The following is a 16,452-nucleotide window of genomic DNA, read 5'->3' as shown; positions in this document are numbered from 1 at the left end:
TATTATGTTAGTGAGTAATTAAGATTAAAAATTATTACACCCTCTTTTGTTTTAGTCACATTTTCAATACTTTAGTATTTTATTTTATACGCCATGCAAACTATATCCGAAGCTGCTTCTTACACCTTACGATTTATCAATCAAACGCAACGATCTGTTTTCTTGACTGGAAAAGCAGGAACTGGTAAGACCACTCTATTGCGTGAAATTATTCAAACAACTCACAAAAATACTGTAGTAGTAGCTCCAACGGGCATTGCTGCGCTTAACGCCGGCGGAGTGACTATTCACTCGATGTTTCAGTTGCCTTTTGGTGGTTTTATTCCTGATAATTCTGCTCCTCAGTTTTCTGAAAGTACCAAGTTTGAAACTAAAGCAACCTTACGTAGACACTTTAAAATGAGTGGTTTAAAAAAGGCTGTTATTCGAAATATGGAGCTTTTAGTTATCGATGAAGTAAGTATGCTTCGTGCTGATTTACTGGATGCTATGGATTTTATGATGCAAACTGTTCGAAAGAAAAATCTCCCTTTTGGTGGCGTGCAAGTTTTGTATATTGGAGATTTACTGCAGTTGCCGCCGGTGATTCGTGACGAGGAGTGGAGTACTTTAAAAAATTATTACCGTGGAAAGTTTTTCTTTCATTCGCATGTTATTCAGCAACATCCGCCTTTATATATTGAGTTATCAAAAATCTTTCGTCAAACTGATGATGCTTTTATTTCAGTTTTAAACAACTTGCGCAACAATCAAATCACGCAGCAAGATCTACAAACACTTAACCAATTCGTTAAACCTGATTTTGATTTAAAAGCCAACAAAGGATATATCACCTTGACTACTCACAATCATAAAGCTGATGCGATGAATGCGCAGGCATTGGCAGATTTGAAAGGAGAATTGATAACCTATAAACCTGAAATTACAGGTGACTTTCCAGATAAAATTTATCCTGTAGAGCAAGATTTAAAACTTAAAGTGGGCGCTCAAATTATGTTTGTGAAAAATGACTTGTCTTTTGACAAGCATTATTTTAACGGAAAAATGGGTGTCATTAAATCACTTGCTAGTCAAGAAATTCTGGTACACTTTCCTGAGGAAAATAAAACCATTGAGGTTGAAAAGTATGAGTGGCAGAACATTAGGTATAAAGTTGATCCCGCCACTAAAGAGATTGAAGAGGAGGTTTTAGGGACTTTTGTCCATTATCCCATCAAATTAGCGTGGGCCATTACGGTGCATAAAAGTCAAGGATTAACTTTTGACAAAGCTGCGCTTGACGTATCGCAAGTTTTCTTGCCAGGGCAAGCATATGTTGCATTATCGCGTTTACGTTCGTTAAATGGCCTTGTTTTGCTTTCTGCGTTGCGAATGAATGGCATTTCTAATGATCAAGACGTAATGGATTATGCGAATAACAAGGCTAGTGAGGATTTTTTGGCCAACGCTCTACATTTTGAAACCAAAAATTTTATTCATCAGTACCTAGTTCAATCTTTTGACTGGAATGATGTGGCACAAGAATGGCGCAATCACCGCTTTAGTTATAATGAAGATGCTCAAAATTCCGAGAAATCAAAGCACGTGCTTTGGGCAAAAAAACAAGCAAGCGCAATGGATGAATTACTCGCGCCATCGCAAAAATTTATCAAACAACTGCATTCACTTTTCAGTCAAGAAACTGCCGATTTAAATCATATTGCGGCGCGTGTTCAGGCTGCTTATTCTTATTTTTTTAAATCGTTGGATGATCTTGTGTTTGAGATTTTATGGAAAATTGAAGAGGTTAAGCGTAGCAAAAAAGCCAAAACTTTTTTTGATGAATTGACCATTTTAGAGGAAATGCAAACCAAAACGGTTTTGCGATTAATGAAAGCCAAATTGTTGATTGAAATTGTAGTGGCTGGCGAAACGATCTCGAAAGAAAACCTAAGTTCAAGTGAGATTAAATCATACATCAGTCGAAAAACTGAGGCGATTCAAAAGCAGTTCAAAGAATTGAATGTGACCTTGATCGATGATGAAAAAGATTTGCAGCGTTACACATCCAAGAAAGGAAAAACGACTGTTCCTAAAAAATCTACCGTGCAAGAAACCTACGAGCTGTGGGTAGAGAAAAAATCGATTGAAGATATTGCGGCGATAAGGGTTTTAACCAAACAGACTATTTTCGGACATTTTGTAAAATTGATTCAGGCTAAAGCAGTTGCTATACATGAATTATTGCCCGAAGATAAACTTCAAGACTTGGCCGCTGCTTTCGCAGGATATAAAGAAGAATCGCTTAATGCATTAATGGAACAACACGGCACCAAATTTTCTTGGGATGAAGCGCGTATGTACAAGGCTAGTTTGAATTAGGCAGGAATTAAATAATTTTAACTTGGTTTCGAAAGAGGTGTCAATTACTCATTCAATTTATGTTTTTAGCTTCAAAATAGCCGTTTTCAGATATGTTTTTAAAAACTACTACAAAAGCGCCATACAAATACAATTTAAACCGCAAACTGATTAAAAACACAGTTTGTGTTAGGAATATAAATTACATAGCCCAGATAGCAGTGAAAATCCTTGTGCGCGGCTTTTTAGCGCTCAAGATTGTAGCGAATAGCTGGATTAAGCTCATAAAAAAATCCTCAAACAACTTGCGTTATGAGAGGATTGTATTTTATTTTCAAAAGCTATTTACAAGGACTGAATTAAGATCCAAGCATCGGGATTGTGTTTTTCGTTGATTTCTTTTTTTGCTTTTTCAGCTTCGGCAAAAGTGGCATAGCTACCGTAAAGAACAGGAAAATAACCGTTTTTGTTTGGAGCGATACGCTTCGCATTGTAACCCAATTGAGTTAAAGCTCGCAAGGTTTTGTTAGCGTTAAACTCTTCACGATATACACCCGCCATGATATGGTAAGGCATTTTTGCTTCAGGAGTAGCTTTTACAGTTAGTGTTACGGCAGGAATTGGGTTTTTGATAAAAAAAGTAGCTTCTTGTATTTTATTTTGCACCTGTTTTTGCACCGCTGTTTCCACCAAAAGTCTTTCTGAATTGATTTGATTTTGATACATCGGGTAACCTACAGTACCAGCTAAACCTAGTGCTATTGCTACAACTGCAGCATATTTCAAATACGGATTAATAGAACGAACAGCTTCGGTTTCTAGAGTATAAACTGGAGTTTCGTTTTGAACTTCGATAGTTTCATTCGTAACCTCAGTCACTTCTTGAACTACTGGAGAACTTGTAAACGTACTTAGTCCGAAAGAACTAGTTAAATAGTTTGTTGTTTCGCTTGGCGTAAAAACTAAATTGTTTTCAGCGTTCAAACGTAAATCACCGATGTTTTTAAGCACCAAAATTTGTTTTTCTTCCAAAGCTTTTTTCCATGCAAAAACTTCGTATTGAATGGCGCTTACGGCATATTCGTAAGAGGTTTTTTCGGCCAATGCAATGTGGTTAGCTAATAAACCGTCGTTGTTTTTTAAATTGGTGTTAAAAGCAATTCTCTTTCTAGGCGGAGAGAATGAATTCGTAGCTTCATTTCGCCTAGCCGACTGGATTTCGGTCAAGAAAGCTCCGAAACCAGGAACGGTAACACATTGATAACGGTAGAGTAACTGCGCGATGTATAGTTCGATTTTCATACTTACAAAGTTATACAACGAAAATAGTTATCAAAATTTTATTCACAATTTTTATTAACAATTCCGACAAAAATTTATACATTTCAGCCTCAAACTTTTAGCATGAACGAACAGGATTTATTTTATTTGCTGGCACTGCAGCGCGTAGAAGGAGTTGGCGATATTATGGCCAAAAAATTATTGACTCATTTAGGATCTGCCGAAGCTATTTTTACCAGTAAATCAACACAGCTTGCTGCGATTGATGGAGTAGGAGCTATGCTTTTAAAAAATTTAAGAGATAAATCGGTTTTTGCGAAAGCACAAAAAGAATTGGATTTTATAAAAGAAAACAATATCAACACAGCTTTTTTTCAGGACGCAAACTATCCAGAGCGTTTGAAGCAATGCGTAGATGGACCGCTACTTTTGTTCAGTTCCGGGAACATAAATTTAAATAACCGACGCATCATAAGCATTGTGGGTACCCGCCAAATCACTGCTTATGGAACTGAGTTTTGCAGGCAATTGATAGCTGATTTAGCACCACTTGATCCGGTGATTGTGAGTGGTTTTGCTTATGGAGTTGATATTGTAGCTCATCAACTTGCTATGGATTATAACTTGCAAACTATTGGTGTGGTAGCTCATGGTTTAAATCAGATTTACCCGAAAACGCATAAAAAGTATGTGTCCAAAGTGGAACAAAATGGTGGTTTTCTGACTGAGTTTTGGAGTTCTTCTAATCCTGATAAAGAGAATTTTGTTCGCAGAAACCGCATTGTTGCGGGTATGTGCGAAGCTACAATTGTAATTGAATCGGCTGAACGTGGCGGATCGCTCATTACAGCCAATATGGCTAATGATTACAATAGGGATGTTTTTGCAGTTCCCGGACGTGTTACTGATAAGTACAGTCAAGGATGCAACAATTTGATTAAAACACAAAAAGCAAATGTGCTTACTAGCGCAGCCGATTTGGTTTATATTTTAAATTGGGATATTCAAAAAGAAGTAAAACCCGTGCAGAAACAATTGTTTGTAGAACTTGATCCCGAAGAGCAAAAAGTATACGATTATCTGTTAAAAAAAGGCAAAGAGCTTATGGATATTATTGCTTTGCAATGCGATTTGCCTATTTACAAAATATCAGGAATGTTGCTGAATATGGAATTAAAAGGCGTAATACGGCCTTTGCCAGGCAAATTATTTGAAGCAATATAAGTAGAAAAACCGCAGATTCGAAGATTAAATTTTACTATATTCTATGAATCTGCGGTTATTTTAGAAAGTTAATTATATTTCGAATCCTAGTTTTTCGCGTACTTTGGCTAGTACCACATTGGCCACAGCCGAAGCTTTTTGAGCACCAATTTTTAAAAGGGCATCTACTTCAGAGAGGTTATTCATGTAGTAGTTGTATTTTTCTCTTTCTGTTTTAAAGGTTTCGCAAATCAATTCAAACAAAGCTTGTTTGGCATGACCATAACCGTAATTTCCGCCTATATAATTGGCTCGCATTTCAGCTAATTGTTCTTCAGTTGCCAATAAAGCATAAATAGCAAAAGCATTACAAGTATCTGGATTTTTAGGATCTTCGAGTGGTGTGCTATCCGTTTCAATACTCATGACTTGTTTGCGTAACGCTTTATCGTCTAGAAAAATATTAATTATATTGTTAGCTGATTTACTCATTTTTCCGCCATTGGTCCCAGGAATCAACATGCTATCTTCTTGAATTTTAGCTTCAGGAAGTACAAAGGTTTCGCCCATTTGATGATTGAATCTTGAGGCTACATCGCGAGTGATTTCAAGGTGTTGCAATTGATCCTTTCCTACAGGTACAAATTCAGCATCGTACAATAAGATATCAGCAGCCATAAGCATAGGGTAGGAGAACAGTCCTGCATTTACATCATCCAAACGATCTGATTTGTCTTTGAATGAGTGTGCCAAAGTCAAACGCTGGAACGGGAAAAAACAGCTCAAATACCAAGACAATTCTGCTGTTTGTGGCACATCTGATTGTCTGTAAAAAACCACTTTATTAATATCCAATCCACAAGCTAACCAAGCAGCAGCGGTACTGTAGGTATTGGTGCGTAAGGTTTCTCCATTTTTAATTTGAGTTACCGAGTGTAAATCGGCAATGAACAAAAAGGATTCATTTTCAGGTTGATTTGATAATGCTATTGCAGGTATAATTGCACCAAGTAGGTTGCCTAAATGCGGAGTCCCTGTACTTTGAACCCCAGTAAGTATTTTTGCCATTATGATTTTAACTTTTCCCGCAAAGTTCGCAAAGATTTTCGCAATGTTGGCAACGATTGTAAAGTTTTTCTAATAAGTAGTTTTCCAAAACAAATTCTTTTATTTTTATTTGCTCACGATTTCTTAATTTTGAAAGCATGAGAGCATTTAAAATTATTTTTTGGGTATTGTGGCGCGTTTGGTTTTATATTTTGATGGCCATTCCTATATTGGTGATGTTTCCTTTTTTGGTAGCCTCTATTTTGAGGGAAAGCAGTTACCCTTATTTCTTTAAAATGGCCAGGATTTGGGCCAAATGTATTCTTTTTGGAATGGGGTTTCGCTATACCGTAGAGCGTGATCAAGAAATGGAAATAGGAAAGAGCTACATGATTGTGGCCAACCACACCTCCATGACCGATATTATGTTGATGCTAGCCATAACCAAAAACCCTTTCGTTTTTGTAGGTAAAAAGGAATTATCGAAGATTCCATTGTTTGGATTTTTTTACAAAAGAACTTGTATTTTAGTAGATCGTGGCTCTACCAAAAGCCGAATGGAAGTGTTTGATCGTGCTCAAAAAAGGATTAAACAAGGACTGAGTATTTGTATTTTCCCTGAGGGCGGTGTTCCGGATGATGAATCGATTGTTTTAGATAGTTTTAAAGACGGCGCTTTTCGTTTGGCTGTAGAACACCAAATACCAATTGTTCCAATGACTTTTGCTGATAATAAAGAGCGTTTCTCTTATACTTTTTTGAGTGGAAGCCCAGGTTTAATGCGTGTGAAGTTGCACCATCATGTGGAAACCAAAAACAAAGTAGAGGCAGATAGAAAAGAGCTAAAGGAGCAATTGTGGAATCTTATTTACCAACAATTATTAAAGTTTGAAGCCAGTAAAATTAAAAACTAAAACTCACGCCTGAATATAAACCTATGAATGCAGGCTTAAAACTGCTGTTGTTTTGAGAAAAAGTATTGAATTGGTACTTCATCATCGGTTCCAAGTTAAAGCGCAAGGAAGGCTTTATTTGATACGAAAAACCAACACCCACATTGGAGCTAAAGTGTACCGAATTTAAATTATTAGCCTCACCCAACGGAATCCTGCCTTGTTCACTCAAGATTGAAATTTTATTTTGACTTAAAAACAAGGTACTAATACCACCGATAAGGTTAATTCCCCATTTTTTATCAATCAGTGCATACGATAGTTCCATAGGCAACTCAATGTAACCCATTTGTTGGTTGATTTGTCCAGCAGTAGTTTCTTGTAAGTCTGTTTCCAATGAAATTAAAGTTACCAACGTGTTTTCACTCTTAATTACGATAAGTTGGTTTGTTGTATAAGTGATGTTTGGTAGATTTTTACTCATTAAACCAGTAGAATAAACAATGTTTTTGGTATTATAATCTAATGCCAATTTGTTTAAACCGCTGCGTATTTTTACTTTCTTGTTTAATGCATATTGAACTCCTACGCCGTAACTAAGATTTTGCTCGGCTGATTTTGGATTATTGGCAAACTGAGGGTCAATTGCTGAACCTCCAGCGTTAGTATTTAAAAATATTGGAGCTACAGTAGGTTTAATTTGCCATTTTTGTTGACTTTTTTCAGTAGTCACCACTGATTGGACTCCGTCTTTTTGTTGCAAAAGAATTTCTAGTGCGTTAGGGTTAGTTTTTTGTTCCTCTTTTGCGTCTGAATCCGTTGTTGCTACTGCAGGATTGACATTGCTTTTGTTGATAAATGAGTTGCTTGGATCAATGTTGCTTTCATTATCCAAGTTTCTTTTGTAGCTATTTAAATTATTACTCAACTTATCCGTGTTTTTTTCGGTTTCCTGAATGTCATTTTGTACTATACTATTTTTTGTAAAAATTTGATTTTTAATATTATAGCTGCTTGTATTGGTTGTAACAATATTATTTTTAGGATTTACTTTTACAGATGGATTGGTGGTAATCGTTGGATTAGAAACACTTGTAGGCGGAGCCGACACAACCTCACTATTTGGTTTTGTTGAAATACTGGTTTTGCTTTTAAGTATTGGCTCGTCTTTTGGGTTTGTTTTTTTTCCTGTAGCTACTTTATTTTCCTGTAATTCAAGGGTTAAATTTTGGTCAAACAGAAAAAAACAACCCAATACTAAAGCGGCTGCTATACCTGATGATTTTAGCCAAAATGGAACTACTCTTCGTTTCTTTTTGTGCTGTAATTGTGCTGCAATTTGGTCCCAAGTGCCTGCAGCAGGAGTCGCTTCAAAATCTTTGAATTGTTCCTTGAATAAACGATCTATATTTTTGTTATCACTCATTTGGCAGTAGGCAAGGGGTTTATTTTGTAGTAAAGCTCTATTTTTTCTTTCAAAATCGTTCTTGCTCTGGCTAAGTTTGATTTTGTAGTGCCGGTACTTATTTTGAGCATTTCGGCTATTTCTTTATGCGAATAATCATCTAATACATACAAGCTAAAGACGAGTCGGTATTGGTCTGGTAGCTCTTGAATCATTTGCAGTAGGTAATCTAGCGGAATGTTTTCGTCTTCAATTTCGACTTCATCTGCTATTGCAATGGTTTCATCTACGCGCTCCATGAATCGTACGTTTCTGAATTTTTGCAAAGCCGTATTGATCATTATACGTTTGGCCCATCCTTCGAACGAACCACTTCCGCTAAATTGATGTATTTTATTGAAAATGATCAAAAATCCATCTTGTAAATTGTCTTGAGCATCAACGTAACTACTAGAATAGAGCAAGCATACCCCAAACAGTTTTTTAGAAAACAGTTGGTATACTTGCTCTTGTGCTTTAGGGCAGTTTTTTTTACAATCAGAAATTAATTGATCAATGCTCACTTTGCTGTAGAATGATTAGTTGGTAACAGGAATTTCTACCTCCTCAAAGATATTATTTCCTGCAGCATCTTCGCCTTTATAGAATTTAAAAATGTAAGACCCCGTATTGGTTACAAAAAATTGAAAAGAAGTTTCAGATTCTGGCGGAAGTGCTGCATTACAAACTTGATCGTTATCTACCACGGTTTGAACACCAATGGTGCGCACATTTAAGTTTTTGTCATAATAGATTCCCTGATAATAATGACACGATGTTGGTTTTTGGTATTTTAAAGTTATAGTATACGTTTCACCCAATTTAAATTCAGCAGGAACGGTATAACTCGCTATTGGTAATACATCGTAAGTGTAATTATTGGAGTCGTTATCAGTACTACAAGATGCCATACTGACTAATAGTAAAGTAAGTGCAATTAGCTTTTTCATCATGTTTGTTTTAAAGATAAATATTTTCCGCTTACTGTTTTACTTGGCGGCTAATTTATAGATGTATAGACTTTTGAAAGGTTGCGTTTGGGCTAAAAAAAACCCGAATAGATCGGGTTTTAAGTTTTATGCTTCAGCTAATTCTTTAATTTTAGCTTTTATTTTTTCTTCTAATTCATCAGCTAATTCTGGATTGTCCTTGATTAATGATTTAACCGCATCACGACCCTGTCCTAATTTTGTTTCGCCGTAGCTAAACCATGAACCTGATTTTTTCACAATTTCAAATTCAACTGCTAAATCTAAAATTTCACCAGTTTTCGAAACTCCTTCGCCGTACATGATATCAAATTCAGCAACTTTGAAAGGTGGTGCAACCTTGTTTTTAACGATTTTTACTTTGGTTCTGTTACCAATTACATTTTCACCATCTTTAATTTGAGTAGAACGACGAATATCCAAGCGTACAGATGCATAAAACTTTAAGGCGTTACCACCCGTTGTTGTTTCTGGATTTCCGAACATTACACCAATTTTTTCTCTTAATTGGTTGATAAAAAATACGGTACAATTTGTTTTACTGATAGTTCCTGTCAATTTACGCAATGCTTGTGACATTAAACGAGCATGTAAGCCCATTTTAGAGTCGCCCATTTCGCCTTCAATTTCACTTTTTGGCGTAAGCGCAGCAACTGAGTCAATTACAACAATATCAATCGCTCCTGAACGAATTAAGTTTTCAGCAATTTCAAGTGCTTGTTCTCCGTTATCAGGTTGCGATATGATCAAGTTTTCGATATCTACGCCTAACTTCTCAGCATAATTTCTATCAAAAGCGTGTTCTGCATCAATAAATGCTGCAATTCCGCCTGCTTTTTGAGCTTCAGCAATAGCGTGCAAAGTCAGAGTGGTTTTACCAGATGATTCTGGTCCGTAAATTTCGATGATACGTCCTTTTGGATAACCGCCTACTCCAAGAGCTAAATCTACTCCCAAAGATCCTGAAGAAATTACTTCTACCTCTTCAATGGCTTTGTCGCCCATTTTCATTACGGTTCCTTTGCCGTAAGTTTTGTCTAGTTTGTCTAGCGTAAGCTGTAGTGCTTTTAATTTTGATTCTTTTTCTGTGCTCATCTTCTCTTTTGCCTTTTCTTTCATTTAATTGCTTTTTTTATCGCTGTAACCATTTGAATTGTTGTGAATTGCAATTCAGTAGTTGATTTTGATTTTTAAGATTTGTTTTCGTAAAAATACTTTTTTTTTCAATTGAAAATTTTTCTGTTGGTAACAATTTACCTCTGCAATATTATTTTTTTATACAAATAATGCTCGCAACTCTGTAGCTTCTTCGGGTTTCATTTTTCCAGCCAATACCAAACTCAATTGTTTTCTGCGCAAAGCAGCTTCAAATCGTTGTTTTTCTAGATCGGTTTCTGGTATAATTTGAGGTACTTCAACAGGTCTTCCGGTATCATCTACGGCTACGAAAGTGTAAATAGCTTCGTTAGCTTTGGTTTTATTACCAGATTCGCGGTCTTCTACCCAAATGTCAATGTAAATTTCCATTGAACTTTTGAACGAACGCGACACTTTGGCTTCGACCGTAACTACACTTCCTAGCGGAATTGCTCTGTTAAAAGCCACGTGGTTTACTGATGCTGTAACTACAATGCGGCGCGAATGTCTGCGTGCAGCGATACTTGCGGCACGGTCCATACGGGCTAGCAATTCGCCACCAAATAAGTTGTTTAGCGGATTGGTTTCGCTTGGTAAAACTAAATCAGTAAGTGTGGTTAAAGATTCAGAAGGATATTTTGCATTCATAATTTTTGTAAAACTAAAAAGGTTATAGTTGTGTAAAGTGTATGTACTTTGAATTAGTTTAACCAATACACGGCTAAAATTGCGGGAATAAAATAAATGACAATTGTTCTGGCACCATCATAATCTTTGGCTAAACGTTGACCAAACAACAGCATCAGTAATGTGATACACGAAAAAACAGCTCCGTAAAAACCAAAAACCCTACCATTGTTGATGAATAATTCAACGCAACCTACTACGCTAAGTACTCCTGATATTAGTTCTAAAACTAGAATGTTTCCTAATGCAAGTGGCACTTGATTTTTAAGCGGAGTATTAGCAAAATGGCCTTTTAACCATTCTACATTATCTTTCCAATAAAATAGTTTGTCGTAGCCTGATTGTAAAAAAGTAATGGCCAAAAAAATCAAAATTAAAATAGAGGTAATGTTGTTCATGTGTTTATTTTTTGTGGATTAAACGGGTAAGTTTGATAGATAAATCAGTCAATATGATTTTTGCGTTTCCGTTGCGCTCGATATGATACATTGCATTAGATAGCTCAGTGAAAATGGCTTGAATGTTATTTCCGTTCACGAAGGGTGCAAAATTTTCGAGCTTGAATTTTTCGACTTTTGGTTCAATGTAAACTAAGTTTTTGGTCTCGTAATTGAGCAGTAGCGCTTGTCGGAACATTTCGATGCAAAACTGTAAAAACTTCTTTTGTGTTTCACGACCCAAAGCGGCCACCAGTTCGCTCCATTGAATTAAATCTTGAATGGCTGCTGCATTTCCTTTGGCTCTAAATGCTGCACGAACCCAGTCAACAAACCATTTTTCAAAATAAACAGTTTCGCTATCGGGTTGCAATAATTGCAATGCTTTATTGTAGTTGCCTTGTGCTTGATGTGCAATACGTAAGGCTTCATTTGCTGCAATGTTTTGGGTTTTTACTAAAGCATCTGCAATTACGGTTTCGGGTAAACCATTAAAATGCAATACTTGACAGCGCGAACGAATAGTTTGTAAAATATCTTCCTCGTTTTCAGAGATTAAAATAAAAACCGTTTTATCCGTTGGTTCTTCTAGTAATTTTAGCAATTTGTTAGAGGCAGCCGTATTAATTTTATCGGCCATCCAAATGATCATAATCTTATAACCACCCTCAAAGGATTTAAGTGCTAATGATTTTAAGATTTCCTGCGCATCATCAACTCGAATTTCACCTTGCTTGTTTTTTACGCCTAGCATTTGATACCAATCAAACAAACTTCCGTACGGATTATGCTCTAAAAATTGGCGCCATTCGGCTATAAAATCAATACTTTTAGGTTTGGTTTTTACATCTTCGGTGCTTACCGTTGGGTAAATAAAATGCAAATCTGGATGCGAAGTTTTTTCGAATTTTAAATTGCAGGCAGTATTTTCGCCAGTATTTTCGCCATTTTGATTGTTGCAAATAATGTATTGTGCATAAGCAATTGCCATGGCAAGTGTGCCACTTCCCTCAGGACCTACGAACAACTGTGCATGTGGAATACGACCTAAATTAGCACTTCGTGTCAAGTGATTTTTAATGTGTTCTTGCCCTAAAATTTCTGAAAATTGCATGTAGCAAAGATAGCAGAAAATGGTTTAGTCTAAAAGTTTAAATATCAAACTTTGCAATGTCAACCCGCTAGTCTAACAGTTAAAATCAACTTGATAAAAGTATTTTGGTGTTTGTTACTATTGCTATAATGCAAGTTATTCGACAAAAAACAACATTATTTATTGATTTACATCGATTTCGTTGCTGTTAATTTAGTTTTCAATCTTTTTTGGAATTTATTACTAATTTAAAAGTTCTATATTTGTTGCTCTTGGACGTATAATTAATCTAAAAATACACACTGATGAAAACACTAAATGATTTCGATTTCAAAAATAAAAAAGCTTTAATTAGAGTAGATTTTAATGTGCCTTTGGACGAAAACTTCAATGTTACTGATGCTACACGTATCGAAGCTGCTAAACCAACCATACAAGCTATCTTGGCGCAAGGCGGTAGTGTCATTTTGATGTCGCATTTAGGAAGACCAAAAGGTGTAGAAGAAAAATATTCTTTAAAACACATTTTAAAAACTACTGCTGAGGTTCTTGGCGTACCAGTTCAATTTGCAGCTAATTGTGTTGGTGAAACAGCTACAACAGCGGCGTCTCAATTGAAAGCAGGTGAAGTGTTATTGCTAGAAAATTTGCGTTTTCATACTGAAGAAGAAGCGGGTGATGTTGCTTTTGCAAAAGAGCTTGCCTCATTAGGAGACGTGTATGTAAACGATGCCTTTGGTACTGCGCACAGAGCGCACGCATCGACTACTATTATTGCTCAGTTTTTCCCAGAAAGCAAATGTTTCGGTTTGTTATTAGCCAAAGAAATAGAAAGCTTAAACAAAGTTTTAAAAAATAGTGAAAAACCAGTAACAGCAGTTCTTGGTGGATCAAAAGTGTCATCGAAAATTACGGTTATTGAAAACATTTTAGATAAAGTAGATCACATGATTATTGGCGGTGGTATGACTTTTACTTTTGTTAAAGCGCTAGGCGGAAAGGTAGGAGATTCTATTTGCGAAGATGATAAACAAGAATTAGCTCTTGAAATTTTACGATTAGCTAAAGAAAAAGGCGTTCAAATTCACATTCCAGTTGATGTAATTGCAGCAGATGATTTTTCGAATACAGCTAACACAAAGGTGGTTGATGTAAATGAAATTCCTGATGGATGGCAAGGTTTAGATGCAGGACCAAAATCATTAGCAAACTTTAAAGAAGTAATTCTAGCTTCGAAAACTATTTTATGGAACGGTCCATTGGGCGTTTTTGAAATGGAAAATTTTGCAAATGGGACCATTGCTTTAGGTAATTTTATTGCTGAAGCAACTTCTAATGGTGCCTTCTCGCTTGTTGGTGGTGGTGACTCTGTTGCCGCAGTAAAACAATTTGGTTTAGAAGACCGAATGAGCTACGTATCAACCGGTGGAGGAGCAATGCTTGAAATGCTTGAAGGCCAAAGTTTACCCGGTATTGAAGCAATTTTAAAATAGATTTCGATTAAATAAATAATCAAGCTTTGTTGCTTTTTTTATAAATATACTAGTCTTGTAAAAACCTTAGTACTTTACTGTAACTAAGGTTTTTGCACGTTAAGAGGTTATTTATCAGATGAAAAATAGATGAAAAACGGAATTTGTATTGCAAATTGCACTATCGTACTTAGTTATTTACTTACTTTTTGAAGAGATATTTTTAGTAATTTCATTTTTTTAACCTGTAAACAGTTCTTAAAGTGACTAAAATTCTTTCTAAAAGGAGCAAAGATTGCATTTTTAACAATATTTAGTGAAATTTTTAGTTTAAACCTCTTAAGTTTGTGAAAAGCAAATTTATAATCATTTGAAATATAGGTCTTTGATCGTAAAAATATGAATGTAAAAAATACCATTGCCGCAATTGTACTGTTTATTTCAGCGCAAATGTTTGCACAAAACAATCAGGAATTACAAGCTAATATAAAACTAGAACCGAAGATTTCATACCTGGATTCTATTAAAAAAACATTTGTCAAACATCGATTGGCTGCAAGTGTAGACAGTTTGTGGATTAAAGAGTTAACTAGTTTAGATCTGTACAATACAATTTCTGATGATATTCAGAATGGGAATTTTGATCAAAAAATTGATTTTGAACTTCCAACCGATTTGCTTAAAAAACGTTTGGCCGCAATGGATGCCAAGTCTCCGTTTAATATTGAGTACAACATAGGTTTAGAAAATATTATTAAATCCTTTTTAAAAAATAGAAAAAGATCTTTTGAGCGTTTGATGGCCGTATCGGAATACTATTTTCCGCTTTTTGAAGAAGCATTGGCTAGAAAAAATGTACCGTTAGAAATTAAATATTTAGCCGTAGTAGAGTCGGCACTAAACCCTAAAGCGGTCTCTAGAATGGGAGCTACTGGTTTGTGGCAATTTATGTATCAAACAGGAAAACAATACGGATTAAAAATTGACTCGTATGTTGACGAGCGCAGTGATCCACTAAAAGCAAGCGAAGCAGCCGCGAATTATATGACCAATATGTTTAAGATTTTTGGCGATTGGGATTTGGTTCTTGCCTCTTACAATTCAGGGCCAGGCAATGTTTCGAAAGCAATTCGTCGTTCTGGAGGGCAACAAAATTATTGGAACATTCGTAAAAATTTACCCAAAGAAACTCAAGGGTATGTTCCTGCATTTTTAGCTACAATGTACATCTACGAGTACCATAAAGAGCACGGAATTGTTCCTGAAAAAGCTTTTATCAAACACTTTGCTACCGATACTATTCGCATCAAGCAACAGCTAACTTTCAAACAAATATCTGATTTATTAGATGTTCCCGTAGCACAATTACAACTTTTAAATCCTTCGTATAAATTAAATGTAGTTCCGTATTACCACGATCAAGAACATTTTTTGCGTTTGCCACAAGACAAAATTGCTGTTTTTGCTTCTAACGAGGACAAAATGTATGCTTATGCACAACACGAAATGGATCAGCGTGAAAAACCATTTCAAATGTCTAGAGCTGTTGTAGTAAAAGATAGCATCGGTACTAAAGCTAATGATCCTGGTCCTAAATCATCTTTTTATAGAGTACAACGCGGTGATAATTTGTCAAATGTTGCGGCTAAATATGATGTTACTGTAGCTGAGATTAAACAATGGAATAATTTAAGGAGCAATTCACTGGCTTACGGAAAAAGCTTGAGAATTGAACCTCCTACAGGTAAACAAGATAAGATTATAACAAAGTCAATTCGAGAAACAAATCCTGTGGTTGCAGTTAGTACAAGTTCAAAAATCGTCAAGGATGATAAAGAAGCTACCACATCATCAGAGGCAATTTATGTAGTACAAAAAGGCGATAACTTGGGTAATATTGCCAAAAAGCACAATGTTTCTGTAGCTGATATTCAAAGTTGGAATGGCCTTACTACTGATGCTGTTCAAATAGGAGCTACCATACAAATTGCTAAATTAGAAGTAGATACAAAACAAGATCTAGCAAATGCTCAGGAGCGCAGAGATGTTGAATATGTAGTGCAAAAAGGCGATAACTTAAGCGCAATTGCTTCTAAATTTGGAACGTCTTTAAGTGATATCAAACAATGGAATAAGTTAAATGATAACACGATAACAATTGGTAAAAGCTTAATTGTTGCCAAAGATGAAATTGCAATTGTAACCGATAAGGCCTCAGTAAATTCTTTTAAAACCAAAGCTTCAGCGATGAAGAGCAAAAGTTCAAGCTCTGATTATTACGTGAAAAAAGGGGATTCTTTATTCAGTATTGCAAAAAAATATCCGGGAGTTACTACCTCTGATTTGAAAAAATGGAACGGTATTAGCGGTGAACAACTCAAACCTGGAATGAAGCTAAAAATTAACGGATAAACCGATTAACTTCAATA

General features: G+C 35.7%; 14 protein-coding genes. 5 read left to right on the top strand and 9 right to left on the bottom strand.

Annotation, left to right across the window (positions count from 1 at the left end; translation table 11 throughout):
• Positions 1-93 precede the first annotated feature (93 nt).
• Positions 94-2,361 (top strand): helix-turn-helix domain-containing protein, encoded by a 2,268-nt coding sequence (locus L1S34_RS00360; RefSeq protein ID WP_236361503.1) that lies wholly within the window; start codon positions 94-96, stop codon positions 2,359-2,361.
• A 324-nt stretch (positions 2,362-2,685) separates the two neighbouring features.
• Here the strand turns inward: L1S34_RS00360 and L1S34_RS00355 are convergent, their stop codons facing one another.
• On the bottom strand, positions 2,686-3,642 hold the full coding sequence (locus L1S34_RS00355; RefSeq protein ID WP_166132608.1) for an SPOR domain-containing protein: 957 nt from the start codon (positions 3,640-3,642) through the stop codon (positions 2,686-2,688).
• A 102-nt stretch (positions 3,643-3,744) separates the two neighbouring features.
• On the opposite strand from L1S34_RS00355, the gene dprA reads away from it, so the two are divergent.
• Entirely contained in the window at positions 3,745-4,845 is a 1,101-nt protein-coding gene (gene dprA, locus L1S34_RS00350) for a DNA-processing protein DprA (protein ID WP_236361500.1), read from the top strand.
• 72 nt (positions 4,846-4,917) lie between these two features.
• On the opposite strand, the gene trpS is transcribed toward dprA, so the two are convergent.
• Positions 4,918-5,892: a tryptophan--tRNA ligase gene (gene trpS / locus L1S34_RS00345; protein WP_236361497.1), complete on the bottom strand. Its 975-nt coding sequence runs from the start codon at positions 5,890-5,892 to the stop codon at positions 4,918-4,920.
• A gap of 137 nt (positions 5,893-6,029) precedes the next feature.
• Here trpS and L1S34_RS00340 point away from each other — a divergent pair, with 137 nt between their 5' ends.
• Positions 6,030-6,785 (top strand): lysophospholipid acyltransferase family protein, encoded by a 756-nt coding sequence (locus L1S34_RS00340; protein WP_236361494.1) that lies wholly within the window; start codon positions 6,030-6,032, stop codon positions 6,783-6,785.
• Here L1S34_RS00340 and L1S34_RS00335 read toward each other — a convergent pair.
• From L1S34_RS00335 to L1S34_RS00305, 7 genes are all read right to left on the bottom strand, one after another.
• Positions 6,775-8,190, bottom strand: a complete 1,416-nt coding sequence (locus L1S34_RS00335; protein WP_236361491.1) for a hypothetical protein — start codon at positions 8,188-8,190, stop codon at positions 6,775-6,777. The two genes, L1S34_RS00340 and L1S34_RS00335, sit on opposite strands and share 11 nt — an antisense overlap.
• A complete protein-coding gene (locus L1S34_RS00330) occupies positions 8,187-8,732 on the bottom strand; it encodes an RNA polymerase sigma factor (RefSeq protein WP_166132603.1) in 546 nt (181 codons plus the stop codon). The genes L1S34_RS00335 and L1S34_RS00330 overlap by 4 nt, the downstream gene beginning before the upstream one ends.
• A 15-nt stretch (positions 8,733-8,747) precedes the next feature.
• Positions 8,748-9,158, bottom strand: a complete 411-nt coding sequence (locus tag L1S34_RS00325) for a hypothetical protein (protein WP_236361489.1) — start codon at positions 9,156-9,158, stop codon at positions 8,748-8,750.
• Between the two features lie 126 nt (positions 9,159-9,284).
• Complete coding sequence (gene recA / locus L1S34_RS00320; RefSeq protein WP_166133504.1) at positions 9,285-10,292, bottom strand: recombinase RecA; 1,008 nt, start codon at positions 10,290-10,292, stop codon at positions 9,285-9,287.
• A 180-nt stretch (positions 10,293-10,472) separates the two neighbouring features.
• Entirely contained in the window at positions 10,473-10,982 is a 510-nt protein-coding gene (locus L1S34_RS00315) for an acyl-CoA thioesterase (protein WP_166132601.1), read from the bottom strand.
• A 53-nt stretch (positions 10,983-11,035) separates the two neighbouring features.
• Complete coding sequence (locus tag L1S34_RS00310) at positions 11,036-11,419, bottom strand: DoxX family membrane protein (protein ID WP_166132600.1); 384 nt, start codon at positions 11,417-11,419, stop codon at positions 11,036-11,038.
• 4 nt (positions 11,420-11,423) lie between these two features.
• On the bottom strand, positions 11,424-12,572 hold the full coding sequence (locus L1S34_RS00305; RefSeq protein WP_236361487.1) for a DNA polymerase III subunit: 1,149 nt from the start codon (positions 12,570-12,572) through the stop codon (positions 11,424-11,426).
• A 284-nt stretch (positions 12,573-12,856) separates the two neighbouring features.
• Here L1S34_RS00305 and L1S34_RS00300 point away from each other — a divergent pair, with 284 nt between their 5' ends.
• Positions 12,857-14,044: a phosphoglycerate kinase gene (locus tag L1S34_RS00300; protein ID WP_236361483.1), complete on the top strand. Its 1,188-nt coding sequence runs from the start codon at positions 12,857-12,859 to the stop codon at positions 14,042-14,044.
• Between the two features lie 378 nt (positions 14,045-14,422).
• Positions 14,423-16,435: a LysM peptidoglycan-binding domain-containing protein gene (locus L1S34_RS00295; RefSeq protein ID WP_236361482.1), complete on the top strand. Its 2,013-nt coding sequence runs from the start codon at positions 14,423-14,425 to the stop codon at positions 16,433-16,435.
• The last annotated feature ends 17 nt before the right edge of the window (positions 16,436-16,452 follow it).

Source organism: Flavobacterium sp. K77, from assembly GCF_021608205.1.
Classification (GTDB): domain Bacteria; phylum Bacteroidota; class Bacteroidia; order Flavobacteriales; family Flavobacteriaceae; genus Flavobacterium; species Flavobacterium turcicum.
Note: the sequence above shows the minus strand (reverse complement) of the source record. Positions and strands in the feature narration are given on the sequence as shown.

Excerpts from the sequence above, each read along its gene's own strand:
- L1S34_RS00335 (WP_236361491.1), bottom strand. The coding sequence starts at position 8,190 with ATGAGTGATAACAAAAATATAGATCGTTTATTCAAGGAACAATTCAAA.
- L1S34_RS00300 (WP_236361483.1), top strand. The coding sequence starts at position 12,857 with ATGAAAACACTAAATGATTTCGATTTCAAAAATAAAAAAGCTTTAATT.
- L1S34_RS00310 (WP_166132600.1), bottom strand. The coding sequence starts at position 11,419 with ATGAACAACATTACCTCTATTTTAATTTTGATTTTTTTGGCCATTACT.
- dprA (WP_236361500.1), top strand. The coding sequence starts at position 3,745 with ATGAACGAACAGGATTTATTTTATTTGCTGGCACTGCAGCGCGTAGAA.
- recA (WP_166133504.1), bottom strand. The coding sequence starts at position 10,292 with ATGAGCACAGAAAAAGAATCAAAATTAAAAGCACTACAGCTTACGCTA.
- L1S34_RS00325 (WP_236361489.1), bottom strand. The coding sequence starts at position 9,158 with ATGAAAAAGCTAATTGCACTTACTTTACTATTAGTCAGTATGGCATCT.
- L1S34_RS00315 (WP_166132601.1), bottom strand. The coding sequence starts at position 10,982 with ATGAATGCAAAATATCCTTCTGAATCTTTAACCACACTTACTGATTTA.
- L1S34_RS00295 (WP_236361482.1), top strand. The coding sequence starts at position 14,423 with ATGAATGTAAAAAATACCATTGCCGCAATTGTACTGTTTATTTCAGCG.
- L1S34_RS00305 (WP_236361487.1), bottom strand. The coding sequence starts at position 12,572 with ATGCAATTTTCAGAAATTTTAGGGCAAGAACACATTAAAAATCACTTG.
- trpS (WP_236361497.1), bottom strand. The coding sequence starts at position 5,892 with ATGGCAAAAATACTTACTGGGGTTCAAAGTACAGGGACTCCGCATTTA.
- L1S34_RS00355 (WP_166132608.1), bottom strand. The coding sequence starts at position 3,642 with ATGAAAATCGAACTATACATCGCGCAGTTACTCTACCGTTATCAATGT.
- L1S34_RS00340 (WP_236361494.1), top strand. The coding sequence starts at position 6,030 with ATGAGAGCATTTAAAATTATTTTTTGGGTATTGTGGCGCGTTTGGTTT.
- L1S34_RS00360 (WP_236361503.1), top strand. The coding sequence starts at position 94 with ATGCAAACTATATCCGAAGCTGCTTCTTACACCTTACGATTTATCAAT.